The sequence below is a fragment of the Bacillus carboniphilus genome, assembly GCF_020524035.2.
Taxonomy (GTDB): Bacteria; Bacillota; Bacilli; order Bacillales; family JAIVKR01; genus Bacillus_CC.
Map to the genome: position 1 here is coordinate 1,118,846 of NZ_CP129013.1, position 15,846 is coordinate 1,134,691.

The window sequence follows — 15,846 nt, forward strand, 5'->3', positions numbered from 1 at the left end:
CTAGCTAAATTAGCTAAAGGCTCATAAAAGTCAAAAAAAATATTGCTTTATTCCCTACTTTCTTCTAACCCTTTAATACCGTAATAACAAAAATGAACAATTGGGCTATCAATGTTTTTCTTTTTAGCGAGCATTATTAAATAACCTAAAATAGCATCTACTTCTGTTTGTCTACTATTTTTTATATCCATCAGCATTGAAGAATGATTCAACGCTGTTTTTTCACACACTCCCTGAATATAAGCATATAACTCTTCTTCCACTTGATGCAACTCTAATAAATGAATGACTTCTTTAAATAATGAATCGGATAACACTTTAAAGTTATAGTTTTGAAATAATTGTCCATTTCTTATCCCAAACATAGCCGTCAGTGGATTGACAACTGAATTTACCAATAGTTTAGAATGCAGCATATCTCTCCAATGGGCTCCTTTAACAATTGGAAAGAAGGTATGGGTACTATATTCTGAATATAAAGGTTCAGTCAAATTAGGTTGGTATGGAGCAATCTTGATTTGTCCAACTCCTCGGTGAATGACTTTATGATCGTCTTTTTTCACAACCCCATGCTCAACAACACCAACGTAAATTTGATGGTGGATAAGTTTCGAAAAATACTCCACATGAGCCATCCCATTTTGAATAAATAGGAGCTTTTTAGGAGGCATATTTTTTAATCTATCAACTATTCCTGCTAATTGGTGTTGCTTTACGGCAATTATTAAATACGGTTCGGAATATACTTCATCTACCTTTGATAATATGGACGCATGATACCATTCGTGATCTCTCTCTAAAAATATCCCTTGTTCAATTAGCTCCTTTGATTGATCTTGTCGTTTCGTATATACGGTGACATGATATTGTTCACTTAAATAAAAGGCTGTCAATAACCCTACCGCTCCTGCGCCAATGATCCCAACTTGCATTGCTTTCACCTCAATAGTCATTTTAACGGACTCTTCTGACCAAGTCGAGAACTAAAAAGCATCGTCGTTTTCATATTACAACGACGATGCTTTACTTATAGAGGTTGTTCAAAAAGTCATAAAAAAATTACTGTCGAATAACTTTGTTGGTTTGCTTTTCCGCTCCTTCGACGCACACGATGTGCTAGCACAGGCGTTAACCACACGACGTGGTTGCTTTTAGCCTGTGATCCGTCATCTGTACGTACACTGTGAGTGCTTCGATGCCCAAGGACGGGCTAGCGCAGGCGTTGACACAGGACGTGACTGAACTTAGCCTGCGTTCCTTTAAGCAGTCGCCTCGTTCTTGTCTAGCTCTATCGCCTAGCCACTCGAGGTCATAAGCTACGATTTCATGAAAGGTAAAGAGCACCTTTCAAGGTAATCGCATCTTATGCTTGTCGTGGCTGATCAAGTCGATGACGCTTTTCTAATTCTCGGCTCTTTTTCCCCTACTTTTTGAACACGCACTTATAAGAAACTACCCAATCACACAGGGTATACTGGGTGTTTCCGCTCAGTGAAGGTCATTCTTTTAGATGAATATAACCGGTATCTCTCAATTAGCTCTGACCTTAAGTCAGAAGCAGAGACGATTTGATCGACGATTAGCTCTGAAGCTAATTTAAAAATATCTATATGGTCTTTATATTCTTGATGTTTTTCATCAACAAATTGTCGTCTGTCTTGTTCTTTTTCGATTTCGTTTATTTTATTAGAATAGACTGCATTCACGGCTGCTTCTGGTCCCATAACAGCGATTTGGGCTGTTGGTAGGGCAATAGTGCAATCAGGTTCAAAGGCAGGTCCTGCCATAGCATATAAGCCAGCTCCATACGCTTTTCGAACGATTACTGAAATTTTCGGAACAGTAGCTGAGCTAACGGCAGCAATAAGTTTAGCTCCGTGTCTTATGATTCCTGCTCGTTCGACTTTTGTTCCAATCATAAATCCTGGAACATCTGCTAAAAAGAGGAGAGGGATATTAAAAGCATCACATAATTGAATAAACTTTGATCCTTTATCGGCAGAATCTACAAATAACACCCCCCCTTTCACTCTTGGTTGATTAGCAATTATCCCCACAGGATTCCCGTCCATTCTCGCAAAACCCGTAATGAGCTCCCTTGCAAACAATTGCTTGATTTCAAAAAATGACTCTTTATCTACTAGTCCCTTTATAAAATCATACATATCAAAAGGAATATTTTGATTTTGTGGAATGATACTCTCCATATCCATATCTTGCGGAAGTATTGCTTGTTTTTTCGGTGGTGTCCCTTTAAAATTAGCCGGAAAATAGCTTAAATATTGCTTAGCTAAAGAGATGGCCTCTTCCTCAGTAGCTGCTAAAATATCACCACACCCAGAAACTTCGCAGTGCATTCTTGCTCCTCCCATTTCTTCTAAGGTCACCCTCTCGCCTATTACTTTTTCTGCCATTCTAGGAGACCCTAAATACATTGATCCATTTCCTTCAACCATTATGACGACATCACAAAAAGCAGGGATATACGCTCCGCCAGCGGCTGAAGGTCCAAATAAAAGACAAACTTGAGGCACTTTTCCTGACAATTTCACTTGATTGTAAAATATTTTCCCCGCCCCGCGTCTATTAGGAAACATTTCAATTTGATCTGTAATTCTTGCCCCTGCTGAATCCACTAAATACAAAAGTGGCGCTTCCATTTTTTCTGCTACTTCTTGAATACGAATGATTTTTTCAACCGTCCGCGCCCCCCATGACCCAGCTTTTACCGTGGAGTCATTCGCAACCACACAAACAGATTGACCCTTAATTTCTCCTATCCCCGTCACGACACCATCAGCGGGTAAATCACCAGATTGATAGTTGGCAAACTTCCCATCCTCTTGAAAATGATCTAGTAATAAAGATAACCGTTCCCTCACAAATAATTTATTTTGAGAGGTTAATCGCTCATGATATTTTTCATGACCTCCTTGTTCAATCTTTTTATGTCCTTCTTCCAACTTTGACGATAACTCATTAGAAATCATCACGATTCCTCCTTATTCACAGTCATTAAAAGGTCACCTTCGTTAACAAAGTCGCCAACTTCAACCATTAACTTCTCTACTAAACCCGTGATTTGTGCCTCAATTGGGATTTCCATCTTCATAGATTCGATCACAACCAGCTCTTCTCCTATTTCGATACGTCCAGCCACATTTTTATTAATCTTCAATATTGTTCCGGCCATTTGTGCTTTTATTTCATACATCGACATTCATCCTTTTTAACGTTTTTTGAATTCGTTTTCTAACGTCTCGCTTTTTTTATTGCTTTATCTTCGAGATAAGTCGTATAGTGCTCGTTAGAAAGAAAGACAGAGTCATTTAACATGGAGAGTAAAATAGGTTTATTTGTTTGAATTCCCTCCACCACAGTAGAATGTAAAATTTCATTTGCCTTTTGAATCACTTCCCTTCTAGTTGATCCGTGTATGGTTAGTTTAGCTACTAAAGGATCATAAAAGGGAGTAACTTGATCATTAGGTTTATATGTTTGATCTATTATTAAGCCTTCAGATGTTGGAATAGAAAAGGTATGTATAAAACCAGGTGAAGGTATGAAAGAATTAGGATCTTCCGCATAAAGACGAAATTCCATAGCATGTCCGTTATAATGGAGTTCATTAAATTGGTGAGGAAGTTTATCTCCTTTTGCAATTCGAAGCTGCCAATCAACAATATCTATTTTAGTGATCGCTTCTGTCACTCGGTGCTCTACTTGCAACCTTGTATTCATTTCTAAAAAATAAAATTGACTATTTTGATCAACAATAAATTCTACGGTTCCAGCGTTAACATAGTTAACATGCTGTGCAGCTATTAAGGCCGCTTCACATATTTTCGTTCTTTCTTCATCATTTAAAAATGATGGTGCTTCTTCAATTACTTTTTGATTTCTTCTTTGTGTAGAACAATCTCTGTCATATAAATGAACCACTTGACCGTAATGATCTGCTAAAATTTGCACTTCTACATGACGAGCATTCTCAATAAATTTTTCAACTAAAAGGTCTTCTGAGCGAAAATACACTTTTGCTTTTTCTTTAATCGAATGATAAGCATTTTTTAATTGTTGCTCATCTACGCACTTTTTCATCCCTATACCTCCTCCACCACCACTCGCTTTCAGCATTACGGGATACCCAATCTCTTCTGCAAGACTAGCAGCATCGGCAAAGGAAGATATTTTTTTATTAGTACCTGGTAGTACAGGCAAGTTAGCCTTTTCCATCATTTTTCTTGCCTCTAATTTGTCTCCCATCAGAGCAATTGTCTTTGAATCAGGCCCAATAAATATCAAGTTTGCTTCTTCGACCATTTTTGCAAAGGAAGCATTTTCAGATAAAAAGCCGTAGCCAGGATGAATAGCATCTACCCCTTCTCTTAAAGCAAGCTCAATTATTTGCTCTGCTTGCAAATACGATTTATTGACAGGCGGGTCCCCTATTCTATAAGAATAATCTGATTCTTTCACGTAAGACAAGGATTGATCTGCGTCAGAGTATATCGTAACCGTTTCTATATTTTGCTTTTTACAACTTGCAATAATTCGGCTGGCAATTTCACCTCGATTGGCAATCAATACTTTTTTCAACCATATCCCCCCAAACAAAAATCATTCACTTCTATATTCGACAGGTTTATTTTAATTCCTTTTATATTTGGAAACGCTTTCTTTACGGATGACAAGTTTACTTGAATTGTTATATACTAATAATAATCATAATTTTATAAAGATTTTGTCTTAACTAAAGGGGAGAGTACACGATGGAAGTTAAAAGACTACAAATAAATTATAAAACTCTTGAAGAGTTTAAGAAGTTTAAAGAATACGGGCTACAAGAACTTTCTATGCTAGAAGATCTAGAAAACAATATGGTTGAAAACACAACCGAATCTCCTTTTTATGGTATTTATTTCGGAGGAAAGCTAGTTGCTCGAATGAATCTCTATAAAATCGATAAAGAATTTGATCAATACTTCGAGCCAAAACAAGATTACTTAGAACTTTGGAAGTTAGAAGTCTTACCTGATTATCAAAGAAAGCAATTCGGAACATCATTAGTAAACTTTGCAAAATCATTTCAATTACCTATTAAAACAAACCCAAGAATGAAGTCAAGGGCCTTTTGGGAAAAGAGCGGATTTGTACCAGTTCAATATAATATGATGAGAGACCGAGGCGAAAACCCGCTAGTTTGGTTTCCTAATGGAGTCAAGGAAACGGAAATATAGTTGCTTTAAAAAAGACCGTCTATTATCGGTCTTTTTTCTTTTCATTTTTCCACCCTCTCTAAATTACCGTTTTTATCCATTTGGAACTTCACCTTTGATTCCTTCTCTTCTTCTTGAAACACAACCATCTTTCTAGCTCTCTCCATTATCTCAATCAACGACCTGTAATCCTCTTCAACTGAACGTAGGTGAGTTAACAATTCTTCCTTTTCCTTTCTCAAGTAATTCAGGTGATTTTCGTATTCAACTAATTTTTGCTTTAACTCTCATTCTCTTCTTGTAAATCTCTATTTGATAAAGAATCTTCAAAACTTTTAAGGTAGTCAATGACTTCACTTAACGAAATATGATTTATATTTGGTACAGTATGGTTTCTATTTTCCTTTACTTTGTTTTGATTTGAGAATGGCTTTCGTTGTTCTTTTCTTTGTTTTTTCGCAACTTCAATTCCCGTTTTATACTGTTTTCGAACATATGAATTCCATCTAAAACCACAGGCAGCAGCTGTTCTAGAAAGTTTTTTCCCCACCTCTTCAAATGCCCCTAATTGTGTACCACCTTCACGAATATGTCTTAAAACAACCTCTGCCAAAAATAAATCCTCATCTTGCGTCCATGCATCTTGCCTAGTTGTCGTCACTTTTATTCCCCCCCACCATTCTTCACTTATGGTGTATTTATATGCGACTAGTAGATTAGATAGACTATGTAATCATGAGGACAAATACTATAATGATGCAAAAAAGTGGATGTATGATATTTAAAAGTTCTCTTTTCTTATCCGAAGTAAAGTAAGATATTAAAAAATAACTATTTATTTTTAGAAATGAACTGCTTCACCGCTTGATGATGTTCATCAGATTCCCACAGCTTTGCGCAAGCTGAAATCTCTTTAAATACTTTTTCTTTCACTTTTTTCTCTTCCCATTCTGAGATTTTCAACAATTTATATGCTGCTGAAACTTGAGGAGATTCACCAACGATTGAAAATACTTTTGCATATGCAAGATCGTAAAATGCCTCTTTAGGTAACACATCCGTAGCAAAGCCTTTTTCTTTAGCCTCTTCTGCACTAATCACACTCCCTGGCAAAAGCAATTGTAACGCTTGATCATAGCGAAGCTTTTCAAGTAGCATCGTCGCACCTCCCCAACCTGTTGTAATTCCTAAATTTCTTTGGATAAATCCTAGTCTACTTCCTTCACTTACGATACGAAAATCACAAGAAATAGCTAGTTCACACCCTCCTCCAACAGCAGCTCCATCAATTAGTGCAAATGTTGGGCAAGATAAAGTTAGAAGTTCATACAAAATACCACCCATTTTTGAAAGCATTTGATAGGCTTCTTTTTCAGTATATAATCGATGAAATTCTCCTAAATCTCCACCGGAACAAAATGCTTGTCCGCCTGTTCCAGCAACAATAAATGCACGTACGTTCTTTTCGTGATTCATCTTTTGAATTGCCGTGTTTAAATCCTCCATTACTTTTGTATTAATGGCATTGCGGCGGGTAGGACGATCAATAGAAAATTGCCAAATGCCTTTATCAACTTCCCTTTAAATGACTTACCAAGGTAAACACTCCCTTAAATCATAAAAAGCACAAGGAGACCCCTGTGCTTTTTCATGAAAAAATATTTTATTTTTCAACAACTTCTTTACCTTTATAACTACCGCATTCTTTACAAACACGGTGAGCTAATTTCATCTCGCCACAGTTCGGACATTCTACCATGCCTGGAACTTGTAGTTTGTAGTGTGTACGACGAGTTCTTTTTTTTCATTTTAGAAGTTCTTCTAAATGGTACAGCCATTGTTCCCACCTCCTTAAAGAAAGAAGTATGTGCTCCATCATGCTATTCGGTATCATCATTATTAAGTAAGTGAGCTAACTTAGCAAGCCTTGGGTCAATCTTCTCCTGCTTGTTTTGTTCATTCACCACTTGCCAATCAACACCCTCTGAAGGAGCCTCTTCATTTTGTTCACTATCTTCACTAATTACTTGTATCGGTATCTCAAGTAAAACCAACTCACGTACAATAGGAGAAAGGTCAATTACATCTCCTTTTACAAGGTGATAATCTTCATCATCTTCTTCCATACCATACGGATTTTGTTCCAATAGGAACGTTTCCGTTGATTCTATTTGAAAAGGAAAATCAACATCCGCCAATGTCCTCGCACAAGGAAGCACCATTTCTCCTGTTATAACTAAATGAAAAGTAATTTTATCAGGAGATATATCGGTACGTCCTTTTACTTGAACAGGCCTTAACTGGCGAAGATCTTGATGACCCTCTACAAGATCAGGAAATTCAGTTTTTTCATCAAAAATAAAACCTTTTTTTTGTAACTTTAATAATTCAATAATTGTCCATTTCATGAATATCACCTCAAGACAACAAAGGTAATTATAGCCTTACACAATGTTTTTGTCAATATATTTTCTTTACACTCTTGTTCTTATTCATTTACTATAAAGATACTAACATTCACACTTTAACTTATCAAAAGTAATGATACTAAAACGAAGGGATGTTATGATCAATGAAATCCGTTGGAGTTGTCGTTGAATATAACCCATTTCATAATGGTCACTTGCATCACGTAAAACAAGCTAAACTACAGTCTAAAGCAGATGTAGTTGTAGCTGCTATGAGCGGTAATTTTCTTCAACGTGGAGAGCCTGCTCTTGTATCGAAATGGTCTCGGACAAAAATGGCGCTTAAAAATGGCGTCGATATTGTCATCGAACTCCCTTATGCATTAGCTACACAACATGCAGAAATTTTCGCAAAAGGAGCTGTTTCTATACTAGATAGGCTAAATTGTCATTCTATATGTTTCGGAAGTGAGCATGGTGAAATCAATGACTTTATCCATACATATAAATGGCTCAAAAAAAATGAGGAAACGTTTCATGAGATCATTAACCAACACATATCTACAGGATGCAGTTACCCTACTGCATTATCTAAAGCTTTTAAAGAATTACAACGATTTTCTGAACATAAACTTGTTGATTTAGCTTTACCTAACAATATTTTAGGATACCATTATGTACATGCTATTTACGAACAAGGGTTGTCTATCAAACCTTATACCGTTTCACGTTTAGGTAGTAGTTACCACGAAAGAATTCTACCCGAGTCAGAAATTGCTAGTGCAACAAGCATCCGTAAAGCCTTATTTAAAGGCAGAGAACTAAATAAATTACAACGCTTCATGCCGAATAAATCTTTTGAAGAGCTAATGTATTATCAGCAAATTGAAGGTACGTTTCATGATTGGGAAACTTACTTTCCTTTGTTAAAATATAGTGTTTTATCAAAGACTACCCTTGAACTAAAAAAGATTTATGAGATGGAGGAAGGAATAGAAAATAGAATTATTAAAACCATTCGGTCAGCCCATACATTTAATGAGTTTATGGAAAAATTAAAAACGAAAAGGTATACATGGACAAGGTTACAACGAGTATGTACACACATATTAACTAACACGACAAAAGATGAGATGATCCCTCTATTGAAAAATTCATCTGTCCCCTACTTGCGCCTTTTAGGAATGTCTAAACAAGGACAAGAATATATGAACAAACAAAAAAAAATCTCTATCAGTTCCACTCGTTTCAAAGCTATCTAACCAAGTTCATCCTCTACTTGAAATAGATATTCGTGCTGCTAATATTTATTCATTTGCCCTTGATGAACCTAGACGTTCTTTATTTATACAAAAAGAGTTTTCACAGCCTCCTATTAGATATAATGAACAACAAGGAATAGTTTTATAACGTAAGAAAAAGAGCACTCCTTAATTATTGTGTGCTCTTTCTTTTGCATATAACTAATTCATTTCTTTTAAATAATTAACTGCTTCTTCAAACGTATCTACAGGTACAATATTCATATTAGAATTAATATCCTTTGCCGTTTGGAGCGCAATTTGATAGTTTGAGTCTTCTACCCCCATTTCATTAGGTGCAAAGAAAATATCAACCCCTGCCTCATCAGCTGCCACCACTTTTTGATGTATTCCACCTATGGGACCAACAGTTCCATCTTGATCAATCGTTCCTGTACCAGCAATCGTGTATCCTTTAGAATAATCTGTTTCTGTCAACTGATTGAATATTTCCAAAGATATCATAAGACCTGCGGAAGGACCTCCGATCGTTGAAGTGTTGATTTCAACGTCAGGACTAACATGCACCTCATAATCGTTGATTAAACTAATGCCCACTCCAATTCTACTTGAGTCTTCAGAAAACGTTGATAGATTGACTTCTACTTCCATCTCCTTGTCATCACGCTCCAACGTTAATAAAATCGAATCGCCACTATTTAACTCATTCACATAGCTTATCATTTGCTCAGAAGATTGTAATCGCTGTCCATCTACTTTAAAAATACGATCGCCAACTTTTAGTTTTCCTTCTGCTGGCATTCCTTCAAATACTTGACCTACAATTATCCCATTAAAATCGAGATCAACCTCTCTATTCGCTTCCTCATACGCTAAAGAAATGGCCGCGTCTTGTGAAGATTCCATCATATACAATTGTCTATCTAAATAATCTTCATCTGACTCATTTTCGTATTTTACGTCATTAACTGGATATATTTCATAAAAGGATTGTAAATTTGCCCATACATATGTATAGGGATTCGCACGACCAATACTAACGGTCGTTAATGAAAAGCTACCTTCCCCTTCAAATCTTTCTTCAACCTCTACAATTCTATCCAACTCTTTTGTTATTCCTGGTTTTGTAATGTAGTACGGTAGTTCAATCAAATTTATACTCAAAAGGGCAGTAAATATAAGTGTAAGTATTGCTAGTTGCTTTATTTTTTTCAAGATCCTTCTCCTTCCACATACTAAGCAATCATTTGTTTTTTTTCGTATGTTCTTTTTTATTCTTCTTTATTACAGGTCTAAATGCGCACCTTCCATTCGTATATTATTTATAAGTGCTTGTTCAAAAACTTAGGGGAAAAGAATTGTAAGCTAATACATAAGTTTAGCCACATATACGAGTAATTGTTGATTCTAGAACACCCTGGTTATTGCACATCAAGGCCATCTTTAAACTTTTTGAACAACCTCTATAAGTGTTTTTAATCACTATTAATAGTGTATCCTGATTAGTTATATGTGAACAAGAGTAACATTAATGAAATTCATTGTTTTTTAGTCTTTTTTCTCTTAGCTATATGGTAAGGGGGTCCTTTTTTGAGAAAGGTGAAAATCTACTTATATGCATTATGTTTAATCATTGTAACAGTTGCTGTCATCTTACACCCAAATGCTGTTTTAGAAGCCTCAAAGCGAGGATTAAAAATGTGGTGGGAAATTGTTTTCCCTTCACTATTACCTTTTTTTATTTTATCCGAAATCTTAATTGCATTTGGTTTAGTCGCTTTTATAGGTGTCTTACTTGAACCACTGATGCGACCCCTATTTAACGTCCCTGGTCAAGGAGGATTTGTATGGGCAATGGGGCTAGTCTCTGGATTTCCTGCTGGTGCCAAGTTAACAGCTAGATTACGTCAGGAAAAGCAATTAACTAAAATAGAAGCAGAAAGATTAGTCTCTTTCACAAATTCATCAAATCCGCTGTTTATAATTGCAGCCATTTCTATCGGTTTTTTTGAAAATAAATACCTAGGTCTATTACTAGCTATTTGTCATTATTTAGCTAATATATCAGTAGGACTGATCATGAGGTTCTGGAATAAACAAGATGATTATCGTCATAATAGTCAAGCTCGCCCTTCAATCGGTAGAGCATTCGAGGCACTTTATTTAGCGAAAGAAAAAGAAAAGAGACCCTTTGGAAAAATATTAGGCGATGCTGTCACTCGTTCTGTTGAAACACTACTTTTAATCGGTGGATTTATTATCTTGTTTTCCGTTTTAAATCAAGTGTTGTCCATCATTCATTTTTCAGATTTAATCGCTAAAGTTATCGAGCTTGTTCTTTACTTTTTCACCATTGATACGAACCTTTCATTACCAGTTGTAGCAGGGTTGTTTGAAATCACTCTTGGAGGGAAATTGATTTCCAGCATTCATTCTGCTAGTCTCTTTGAGCAATTAATTGTAACATCCTTTATTTTAGGATTTAGTGGATTTTCCGTACAAGCTCAAGTAGCTAGTATACTAGCTGAAACAGATATTAGCTTCAAACCTTTCTTTATAGGAAGAATTCTTCAAGGTTGTTTTGCTGCTTTTTTTACTGTTGTTTTATTCAAGCCTTTATATTTAAACCTTCATTCAACAAATGAAATACCTACTTTTCTTCATAATACAACCGTTTTTGTTACTAATTTAAATATTCTTAAGGTTGGTCCTGTTTTTACCATACTTTTTTTAATCCTTTATATCATTATTTATGGAAAAAGAGTTTTAAACGATCTTTCCAAAAAGTCATAAGGAAAAACTTAAAACAAAAAACAACCTCATGAAGAGATTGTTTTGAGTAAATAAAAATATAACGTTTATTCAATTAGTCGTTCACTTAATGGTTGATTTTTCCCATAGTGCTTTCTCCACTTGGGAAGGAACAAGAGCGCGAATGTCACCTTTATACTTAGCAACTTCTTTAACAATACTTGAGCTTAAAAAAGAATATTGATTGTTTGTCATCATAAAAAAAGTTTCAATTGTCTCATCAAGTAAGCGATTCATTGATGTTCCTTGCATTTCATATTCAAAATCTGACACGGCTCTTAAACCTCTTAAAATGACATTGGCTCCAGTTTGTTTGGCATATTCTATTAATAACCCTTTATGAGAATCAACAACCACATTCGGGATGTCTATCGTAACTTCTTTAATTAATTGACAGCGCTCTTCAACAGTAAAAAGAGGCTTTTTAGAAGAATTATTTAAAACACATACATATACTTTATCAAAGATTTTTGCCCCACGATTAATAATATCTAAATGGCCATATGTAATGGGGTCAAAACTTCCCGGACAAACAGCTATTCTACTCATATTATTCCTCCCGATTGTGGTTATGCTGAAATAAGGTTACCACCGTTGTTCCATATTTTTCTGACTTCACTTTTGTAAAGTTGGCTATTTTATTTGGGAGTTCAATATCAGAACTATGTTCTGCGATAATATATCCTTGATCATTTAACAGTCGATGATCAGCGATAATTTTAATGAGTGCTATAAGTTTTTGTTTTTTATAAGGCGGGTCAAGAAAAATTAATTGAAATGTCAAATCTCTTTTTGAAACCGCTTTCAATGCTCGTTCTGCCTTGTTCCGATACACCTCTGAATAGTCATTTAATTGACATGCGTCAAGGTTATCTTGAATCGTTTTAATTGCCTTATAATCCATATCAACAAATATGCATCGATCTATCCCACGAGATAAGGCTTCTATTCCTAAACTACCTGTCCCACTAAATAGGTCTAAGGCAACTCCACCATTAAAATAGGGTCCTATTATATTAAACATTGCTTCTTTTACTTTATCAGTGGTTGGTCTTGTAAGTTTCCCAGGTACAGCCTTCAAAAACTTACCTTTACAACTTCCAGATATCACTCTCATACATTTTTCACCACAACTTAACAATTTCCTTCATCTTGCAGTCATAATAGTACCATAGTGGTCAAATCATGACAATCTATATTTTAAAGAAAAGCAAAAGCGACCGTTTAGCTACATTAAACTAGGAACAACATCTCCCTGCCTAAAAATTTTAAACAAGGTTTAAATAGTTTGTATAGTAACTAAGATTTTGGTCATACTTACTATAGACAGCATCAAACGATGTTGTTGCCAACCGCGGAGAAGACTTACGTTTCCCCATAAGTTCTTCCTCCGGTTTCTCCTCTCCCTTTTCCTTCTTATTTTAAAGCTGATGCTTTTAAATATAGAAGGACCCTGCATTGAGCAGGGTTTTTTTATTGTATTAAAACCTTATCAAAGACCCATCTTATAATCATATTCTTTCGCTTTGTCAAACTTTGATTCGAATTCTAATTTAATGTTTGGTTTTTGAGAGACCTCTACATATTTTACATAAGAGTAAGAACTTATTTTTTCTACTATTTGCTCAACATTACTTTTTTCTGAATAAATAATGACATATTTCATTTTTTTTGATATATAATGAACATTGCCAAACCTTCTTAACGATTTTGCGTGTTTTAGGGAATGTAAATAAACAGCAATACCTTGTCGTTTTTCAAACATCTATAGATCACCTACTTCGTTCAAAATTCTTAATGATAAATACCCTATTAGGAAGAAATACTAAAAAAAAGCTCATGCCGTTTTGCTCACACTTGGGGCTGATAAAAGGAAGATGTTCTATAACTTTTTGTTCTCAGTGACTATTTCTGAAAACCCACTAATACTAGCGGTCATCAATGAAATACAGCTACCCGACAAAATTTTTAAATCCTTAACTTTTTTTAAATACCCAACACGGACTATATTTGATACTTCTGTCTTGTAAAAACGATAAATTAGTGATAAGTAAACACTATTTCATTTTTATCATTCAGCAAAACTTATGAAGGGAATAGAAATATGAATCCACTAGAAGAAATATGGAATAAATTTATTCTAATTATACAGGAAAATAAAAATATTTCAGATGTGAATATAAAAAACATTACAGGAACACCGTTTCTATATATCAACTCCTATGCGAACAAACAAACCATCTTGCAAATCATTAATGAAGCCTCTCAAAAATCAATGTATAAGAAAAAGGTGACGAAACAAACAACATTTGTACGTCACCAAGATGGACTGTATGTTTTTCGTCATCGATTTTTTGTGCCACAAGAAAAAATGTTTTGTTGTGGTAATGAGTGTGTCGATTGTGTTAGATATAAAAGAAGGCGTTAACTTGCTTTACAACCACAACTTCCACCAGATCCACATCCTCCTCCGCAACTTGAGAGAGAATCAAAAAACGGATTACCTGATGGAACTTTTATTTGTTCTGAAACAGAGTAACCAATGATTCTACTAATTTCATCCAGCAGATTCTGAAGCTCGTTCTCTGCTACTTTAAACTGATAAACCTTCTCATGTAAATCAAGCTCTCTCTTGACTAAACGGACTTGTGTAGAAATTTCTTTATAATCAGGATGGTATTTTCCAAACCTTTGGACCTCTTCATATAATCCTTTATAATGAGTGAATTTATTTATTAATTCCATTGCTCTCTCATCTTTATATAAGCTATTAAAAGCTTCGTAATAATTTTTAACAACCTCAGAGCTTAAAATCATTTGTACAATTGATTCTGTTTCTTCTAAAAGCATCAAATGATCACTTGTAACAGTTATCAAGTGAAACACCTCCATCAACATTTTACCATGATAGAGTGTTCATCACAAAAATATTTCCTTATTTAATCTTTACTGACCATTCTTTCTCTAGATTTGTTTGGTTCGGACGTTTATAGATTAGTTTTAAACGATGCTCTCCCTTTGGTATATCCTTCAATACAAAGGCTGCTGTTTGAACATCCTCCGCTTTATTCCCATCCACATACAATTGCAAACGCCCTTTGTCTTTTTGAAAATTATAATTTGGGATATAACATTCGATATATATGTTATTCCCCCTGACATGATGGTTGACATGAAAACTCTTACTCATGTTTGTCACTTCTTTCACTTGATTTGAAAGAGCGATCGTTTTCAAAGGGTCTATTTCGAATTTCGTTTCAGGCGTAGGCTTATCATTTGTACAAGCTGCTAAACAACAAATTAAACTAATAAATATGACTAAACGAATGTGCCTTTCCATCCTACTAACCTCCTTTAAGGTAGTATGGGCGAACAGAACAGGCAACATTCATTTCTTCATAAGATGTTGGCAAAAAAATTAATCCTTCAAAGAAAATGATGACAACATTCCCATCATCATTTTAGCCATTTCTACTGAATTAGAAAAGTTGGACACCATGTGTGGAATCGTCTTTTCATATGCATTCATCATTTCTATTTGAAGCTGCTCTAAACTTTGTGGGTTTCTATTAATCACTCGATACCAATGGGGATTCTCACGAAGATACCTTATAATATCTGGATTTTCATAAATGTAGTCTAAAACGTCCTTTCTCATCTTTTCACCCCAACATTAATCCTTTCTGAATGAAAAAGGACTTTTTGGTTGTTTACTGGATGAGGATTCTTTTTGGAATTGACTTATGAGCCCTTGTATGTTTTCAATTGTATCATTCATTTTATACAACTGTTCATTCAGCAGTTTTGTATCCATATTTTTAAATGCCGTTAATACTGAAGTTAATAACCCAGCATCCTTTGTATCCTCTTTATCATCTTCACTTGCATATTCTACCCAATACTCATCATCCTCCCCTAATATATACCAGTCTTCAAAAAGATTCTTCCACTTTTTATTTCCTTTTCTCACTTCTTCAATTAGTTTAGGATGTTTTCTAACAAAATCTTTAAATTGTTCTACTTGTTTTTGGGCCATATTTTTTTCACCTCACACCAAAATTATCCCTGTACTATACAATATGTTTTCATAATATTGATGTGTGCCTATTTTCTTTTTTTGTCAGCATCTTATTGATGCCCCCAATC

17 protein-coding genes and 3 pseudogenes are annotated in these 15,846 nt (G+C 35.0%); 4 read left to right on the forward strand and 16 right to left on the reverse strand.

Features of this window, described 5'->3' with window-relative positions; translation table 11 throughout:
* Positions 1-47 precede the first annotated feature (47 nt).
* From LC087_RS05650 to LC087_RS05665, 4 genes are all read right to left on the reverse strand, one after another.
* Positions 48-953 carry a 2-dehydropantoate 2-reductase gene (locus tag LC087_RS05650; protein WP_226538437.1) on the reverse strand — a complete coding sequence of 302 codons (906 nt, stop codon included), beginning with the start codon at positions 951-953 and terminating at the stop codon, positions 48-50.
* Positions 954-1,460: 507 nt separating this feature from the next.
* Positions 1,461-2,990, reverse strand: coding sequence for an acyl-CoA carboxylase subunit beta (locus LC087_RS05655; RefSeq protein ID WP_226538438.1), 1,530 nt, complete (start codon positions 2,988-2,990; stop codon positions 1,461-1,463).
* Positions 2,990-3,214 carry an acyl-CoA carboxylase biotin carboxyl carrier protein subunit gene (locus tag LC087_RS05660; protein WP_226538439.1) on the reverse strand — a complete coding sequence of 75 codons (225 nt, stop codon included), beginning with the start codon at positions 3,212-3,214 and terminating at the stop codon, positions 2,990-2,992. Before LC087_RS05660 ends, LC087_RS05655 begins: the two co-directional genes overlap by 1 nt.
* 38 nt (positions 3,215-3,252) lie before the next feature.
* Complete coding sequence (locus LC087_RS05665) at positions 3,253-4,599, reverse strand: acetyl-CoA carboxylase biotin carboxylase subunit (RefSeq protein WP_226538440.1); 1,347 nt, start codon at positions 4,597-4,599, stop codon at positions 3,253-3,255.
* A 173-nt stretch (positions 4,600-4,772) separates the two neighbouring features.
* On the opposite strand from LC087_RS05665, the gene LC087_RS05670 reads away from it, so the two are divergent.
* Entirely contained in the window at positions 4,773-5,240 is a 468-nt protein-coding gene (locus tag LC087_RS05670) for an N-acetyltransferase (protein ID WP_226538441.1), read from the forward strand.
* Between the two features lie 41 nt (positions 5,241-5,281).
* Here LC087_RS05670 and LC087_RS05675 read toward each other — a convergent pair.
* From LC087_RS05675 to LC087_RS05690, 4 genes and pseudogenes are all read right to left on the reverse strand, one after another.
* Positions 5,282-5,880, reverse strand: a pseudogene (locus LC087_RS05675) (RsfA family transcriptional regulator).
* Between the two features lie 170 nt (positions 5,881-6,050).
* Positions 6,051-6,782, reverse strand: a complete 732-nt coding sequence (locus LC087_RS05680) for an enoyl-CoA hydratase/isomerase family protein (RefSeq protein ID WP_306020772.1) — start codon at positions 6,780-6,782, stop codon at positions 6,051-6,053.
* Between the two features lie 100 nt (positions 6,783-6,882).
* Positions 6,883-7,057: pseudogene (gene rpmF, locus LC087_RS05685) on the reverse strand (50S ribosomal protein L32).
* 42 nt (positions 7,058-7,099) lie between these two features.
* Complete coding sequence (locus tag LC087_RS05690) at positions 7,100-7,627, reverse strand: YceD family protein (protein ID WP_226538445.1); 528 nt, start codon at positions 7,625-7,627, stop codon at positions 7,100-7,102.
* Between the two features lie 164 nt (positions 7,628-7,791).
* Here LC087_RS05690 and LC087_RS05695 point away from each other — a divergent pair.
* A pseudogene (locus LC087_RS05695) lies at positions 7,792-9,037 on the forward strand (nucleotidyltransferase).
* A 53-nt stretch (positions 9,038-9,090) separates the two neighbouring features.
* Here the strand turns inward: LC087_RS05695 and LC087_RS05700 are convergent.
* Complete coding sequence (locus LC087_RS05700; RefSeq protein WP_264189758.1) at positions 9,091-10,104, reverse strand: SepM family pheromone-processing serine protease; 1,014 nt, start codon at positions 10,102-10,104, stop codon at positions 9,091-9,093.
* A gap of 375 nt (positions 10,105-10,479) precedes the next feature.
* Here LC087_RS05700 and ylbJ point away from each other — a divergent pair, with 375 nt between their 5' ends.
* Positions 10,480-11,682, forward strand: a complete 1,203-nt coding sequence (gene ylbJ / locus LC087_RS05705) for a sporulation integral membrane protein YlbJ (RefSeq protein ID WP_226538447.1) — start codon at positions 10,480-10,482, stop codon at positions 11,680-11,682.
* A gap of 81 nt (positions 11,683-11,763) precedes the next feature.
* Here ylbJ and coaD read toward each other — a convergent pair whose 3' ends face one another.
* The 3 genes from coaD to LC087_RS05720 all read right to left on the reverse strand — a co-directional run bounded on the left by coaD (position 11,764) and on the right by LC087_RS05720 (position 13,465).
* Entirely contained in the window at positions 11,764-12,249 is a 486-nt protein-coding gene (coaD, locus tag LC087_RS05710) for a pantetheine-phosphate adenylyltransferase (RefSeq protein ID WP_226538448.1), read from the reverse strand.
* A gap of 1 nt (position 12,250) precedes the next feature.
* Positions 12,251-12,817, reverse strand: a complete 567-nt coding sequence (gene rsmD, locus LC087_RS05715) for a 16S rRNA (guanine(966)-N(2))-methyltransferase RsmD (protein ID WP_226538449.1) — start codon at positions 12,815-12,817, stop codon at positions 12,251-12,253.
* A 375-nt stretch (positions 12,818-13,192) separates the two neighbouring features.
* Positions 13,193-13,465, reverse strand: a complete 273-nt coding sequence (locus LC087_RS05720; RefSeq protein WP_226538450.1) for a YlbG family protein — start codon at positions 13,463-13,465, stop codon at positions 13,193-13,195.
* Between the two features lie 339 nt (positions 13,466-13,804).
* Here LC087_RS05720 and LC087_RS05725 point away from each other — a divergent pair, with 339 nt between their 5' ends.
* Entirely contained in the window at positions 13,805-14,128 is a 324-nt protein-coding gene (locus LC087_RS05725; RefSeq protein WP_226538451.1) for a hypothetical protein, read from the forward strand.
* Here LC087_RS05725 and LC087_RS05730 read toward each other — a convergent pair.
* The 4 genes from LC087_RS05730 to ylbD form a co-directional block, all read right to left on the reverse strand.
* A complete protein-coding gene (locus LC087_RS05730; RefSeq protein ID WP_371932685.1) occupies positions 14,125-14,574 on the reverse strand; it encodes a YlbF/YmcA family competence regulator in 450 nt (149 codons plus the stop codon). The genes LC087_RS05725 and LC087_RS05730 overlap by 4 nt on opposite strands.
* A 61-nt stretch (positions 14,575-14,635) precedes the next feature.
* The gene (locus tag LC087_RS05735) at positions 14,636-15,040 is read right to left on the reverse strand and encodes a hypothetical protein (RefSeq protein ID WP_226538452.1); all 405 of its coding nucleotides are present in this window, start codon (positions 15,038-15,040) and stop codon (positions 14,636-14,638) included.
* A gap of 78 nt (positions 15,041-15,118) precedes the next feature.
* Positions 15,119-15,358, reverse strand: coding sequence for a YlbE-like family protein (locus tag LC087_RS05740; RefSeq protein ID WP_226538453.1), 240 nt, complete (start codon positions 15,356-15,358; stop codon positions 15,119-15,121).
* A gap of 15 nt (positions 15,359-15,373) precedes the next feature.
* A complete protein-coding gene (gene ylbD, locus LC087_RS05745) occupies positions 15,374-15,736 on the reverse strand; it encodes a YlbD family protein (protein ID WP_226538454.1) in 363 nt (120 codons plus the stop codon).
* Between the last annotated feature and the right edge of the window lie 110 nt (positions 15,737-15,846).

Coding starts and splice junctions, on each gene's coding strand:
- LC087_RS05650 (WP_226538437.1), bottom strand. CDS start 953: ATGACTATTGAGGTGAAAGCAATGCAAGTTGGGATCATTGGCGCAGGA.
- LC087_RS05655 (WP_226538438.1), bottom strand. CDS start 2,990: ATGATTTCTAATGAGTTATCGTCAAAGTTGGAAGAAGGACATAAAAAG.
- LC087_RS05660 (WP_226538439.1), bottom strand. CDS start 3,214: ATGTATGAAATAAAAGCACAAATGGCCGGAACAATATTGAAGATTAAT.
- LC087_RS05670 (WP_226538441.1), top strand. CDS start 4,773: ATGGAAGTTAAAAGACTACAAATAAATTATAAAACTCTTGAAGAGTTT.
- LC087_RS05690 (WP_226538445.1), bottom strand. CDS start 7,627: ATGAAATGGACAATTATTGAATTATTAAAGTTACAAAAAAAAGGTTTT.
- coaD (WP_226538448.1), bottom strand. CDS start 12,249: ATGAGTAGAATAGCTGTTTGTCCGGGAAGTTTTGACCCCATTACATAT.
- rsmD (WP_226538449.1), bottom strand. CDS start 12,817: ATGAGAGTGATATCTGGAAGTTGTAAAGGTAAGTTTTTGAAGGCTGTA.
- LC087_RS05720 (WP_226538450.1), bottom strand. CDS start 13,465: ATGTTTGAAAAACGACAAGGTATTGCTGTTTATTTACATTCCCTAAAA.
- LC087_RS05725 (WP_226538451.1), top strand. CDS start 13,805: ATGAATCCACTAGAAGAAATATGGAATAAATTTATTCTAATTATACAG.
- LC087_RS05735 (WP_226538452.1), bottom strand. CDS start 15,040: ATGGAAAGGCACATTCGTTTAGTCATATTTATTAGTTTAATTTGTTGT.
- LC087_RS05740 (WP_226538453.1), bottom strand. CDS start 15,358: ATGAGAAAGGACGTTTTAGACTACATTTATGAAAATCCAGATATTATA.
- ylbD (WP_226538454.1), bottom strand. CDS start 15,736: ATGGCCCAAAAACAAGTAGAACAATTTAAAGATTTTGTTAGAAAACAT.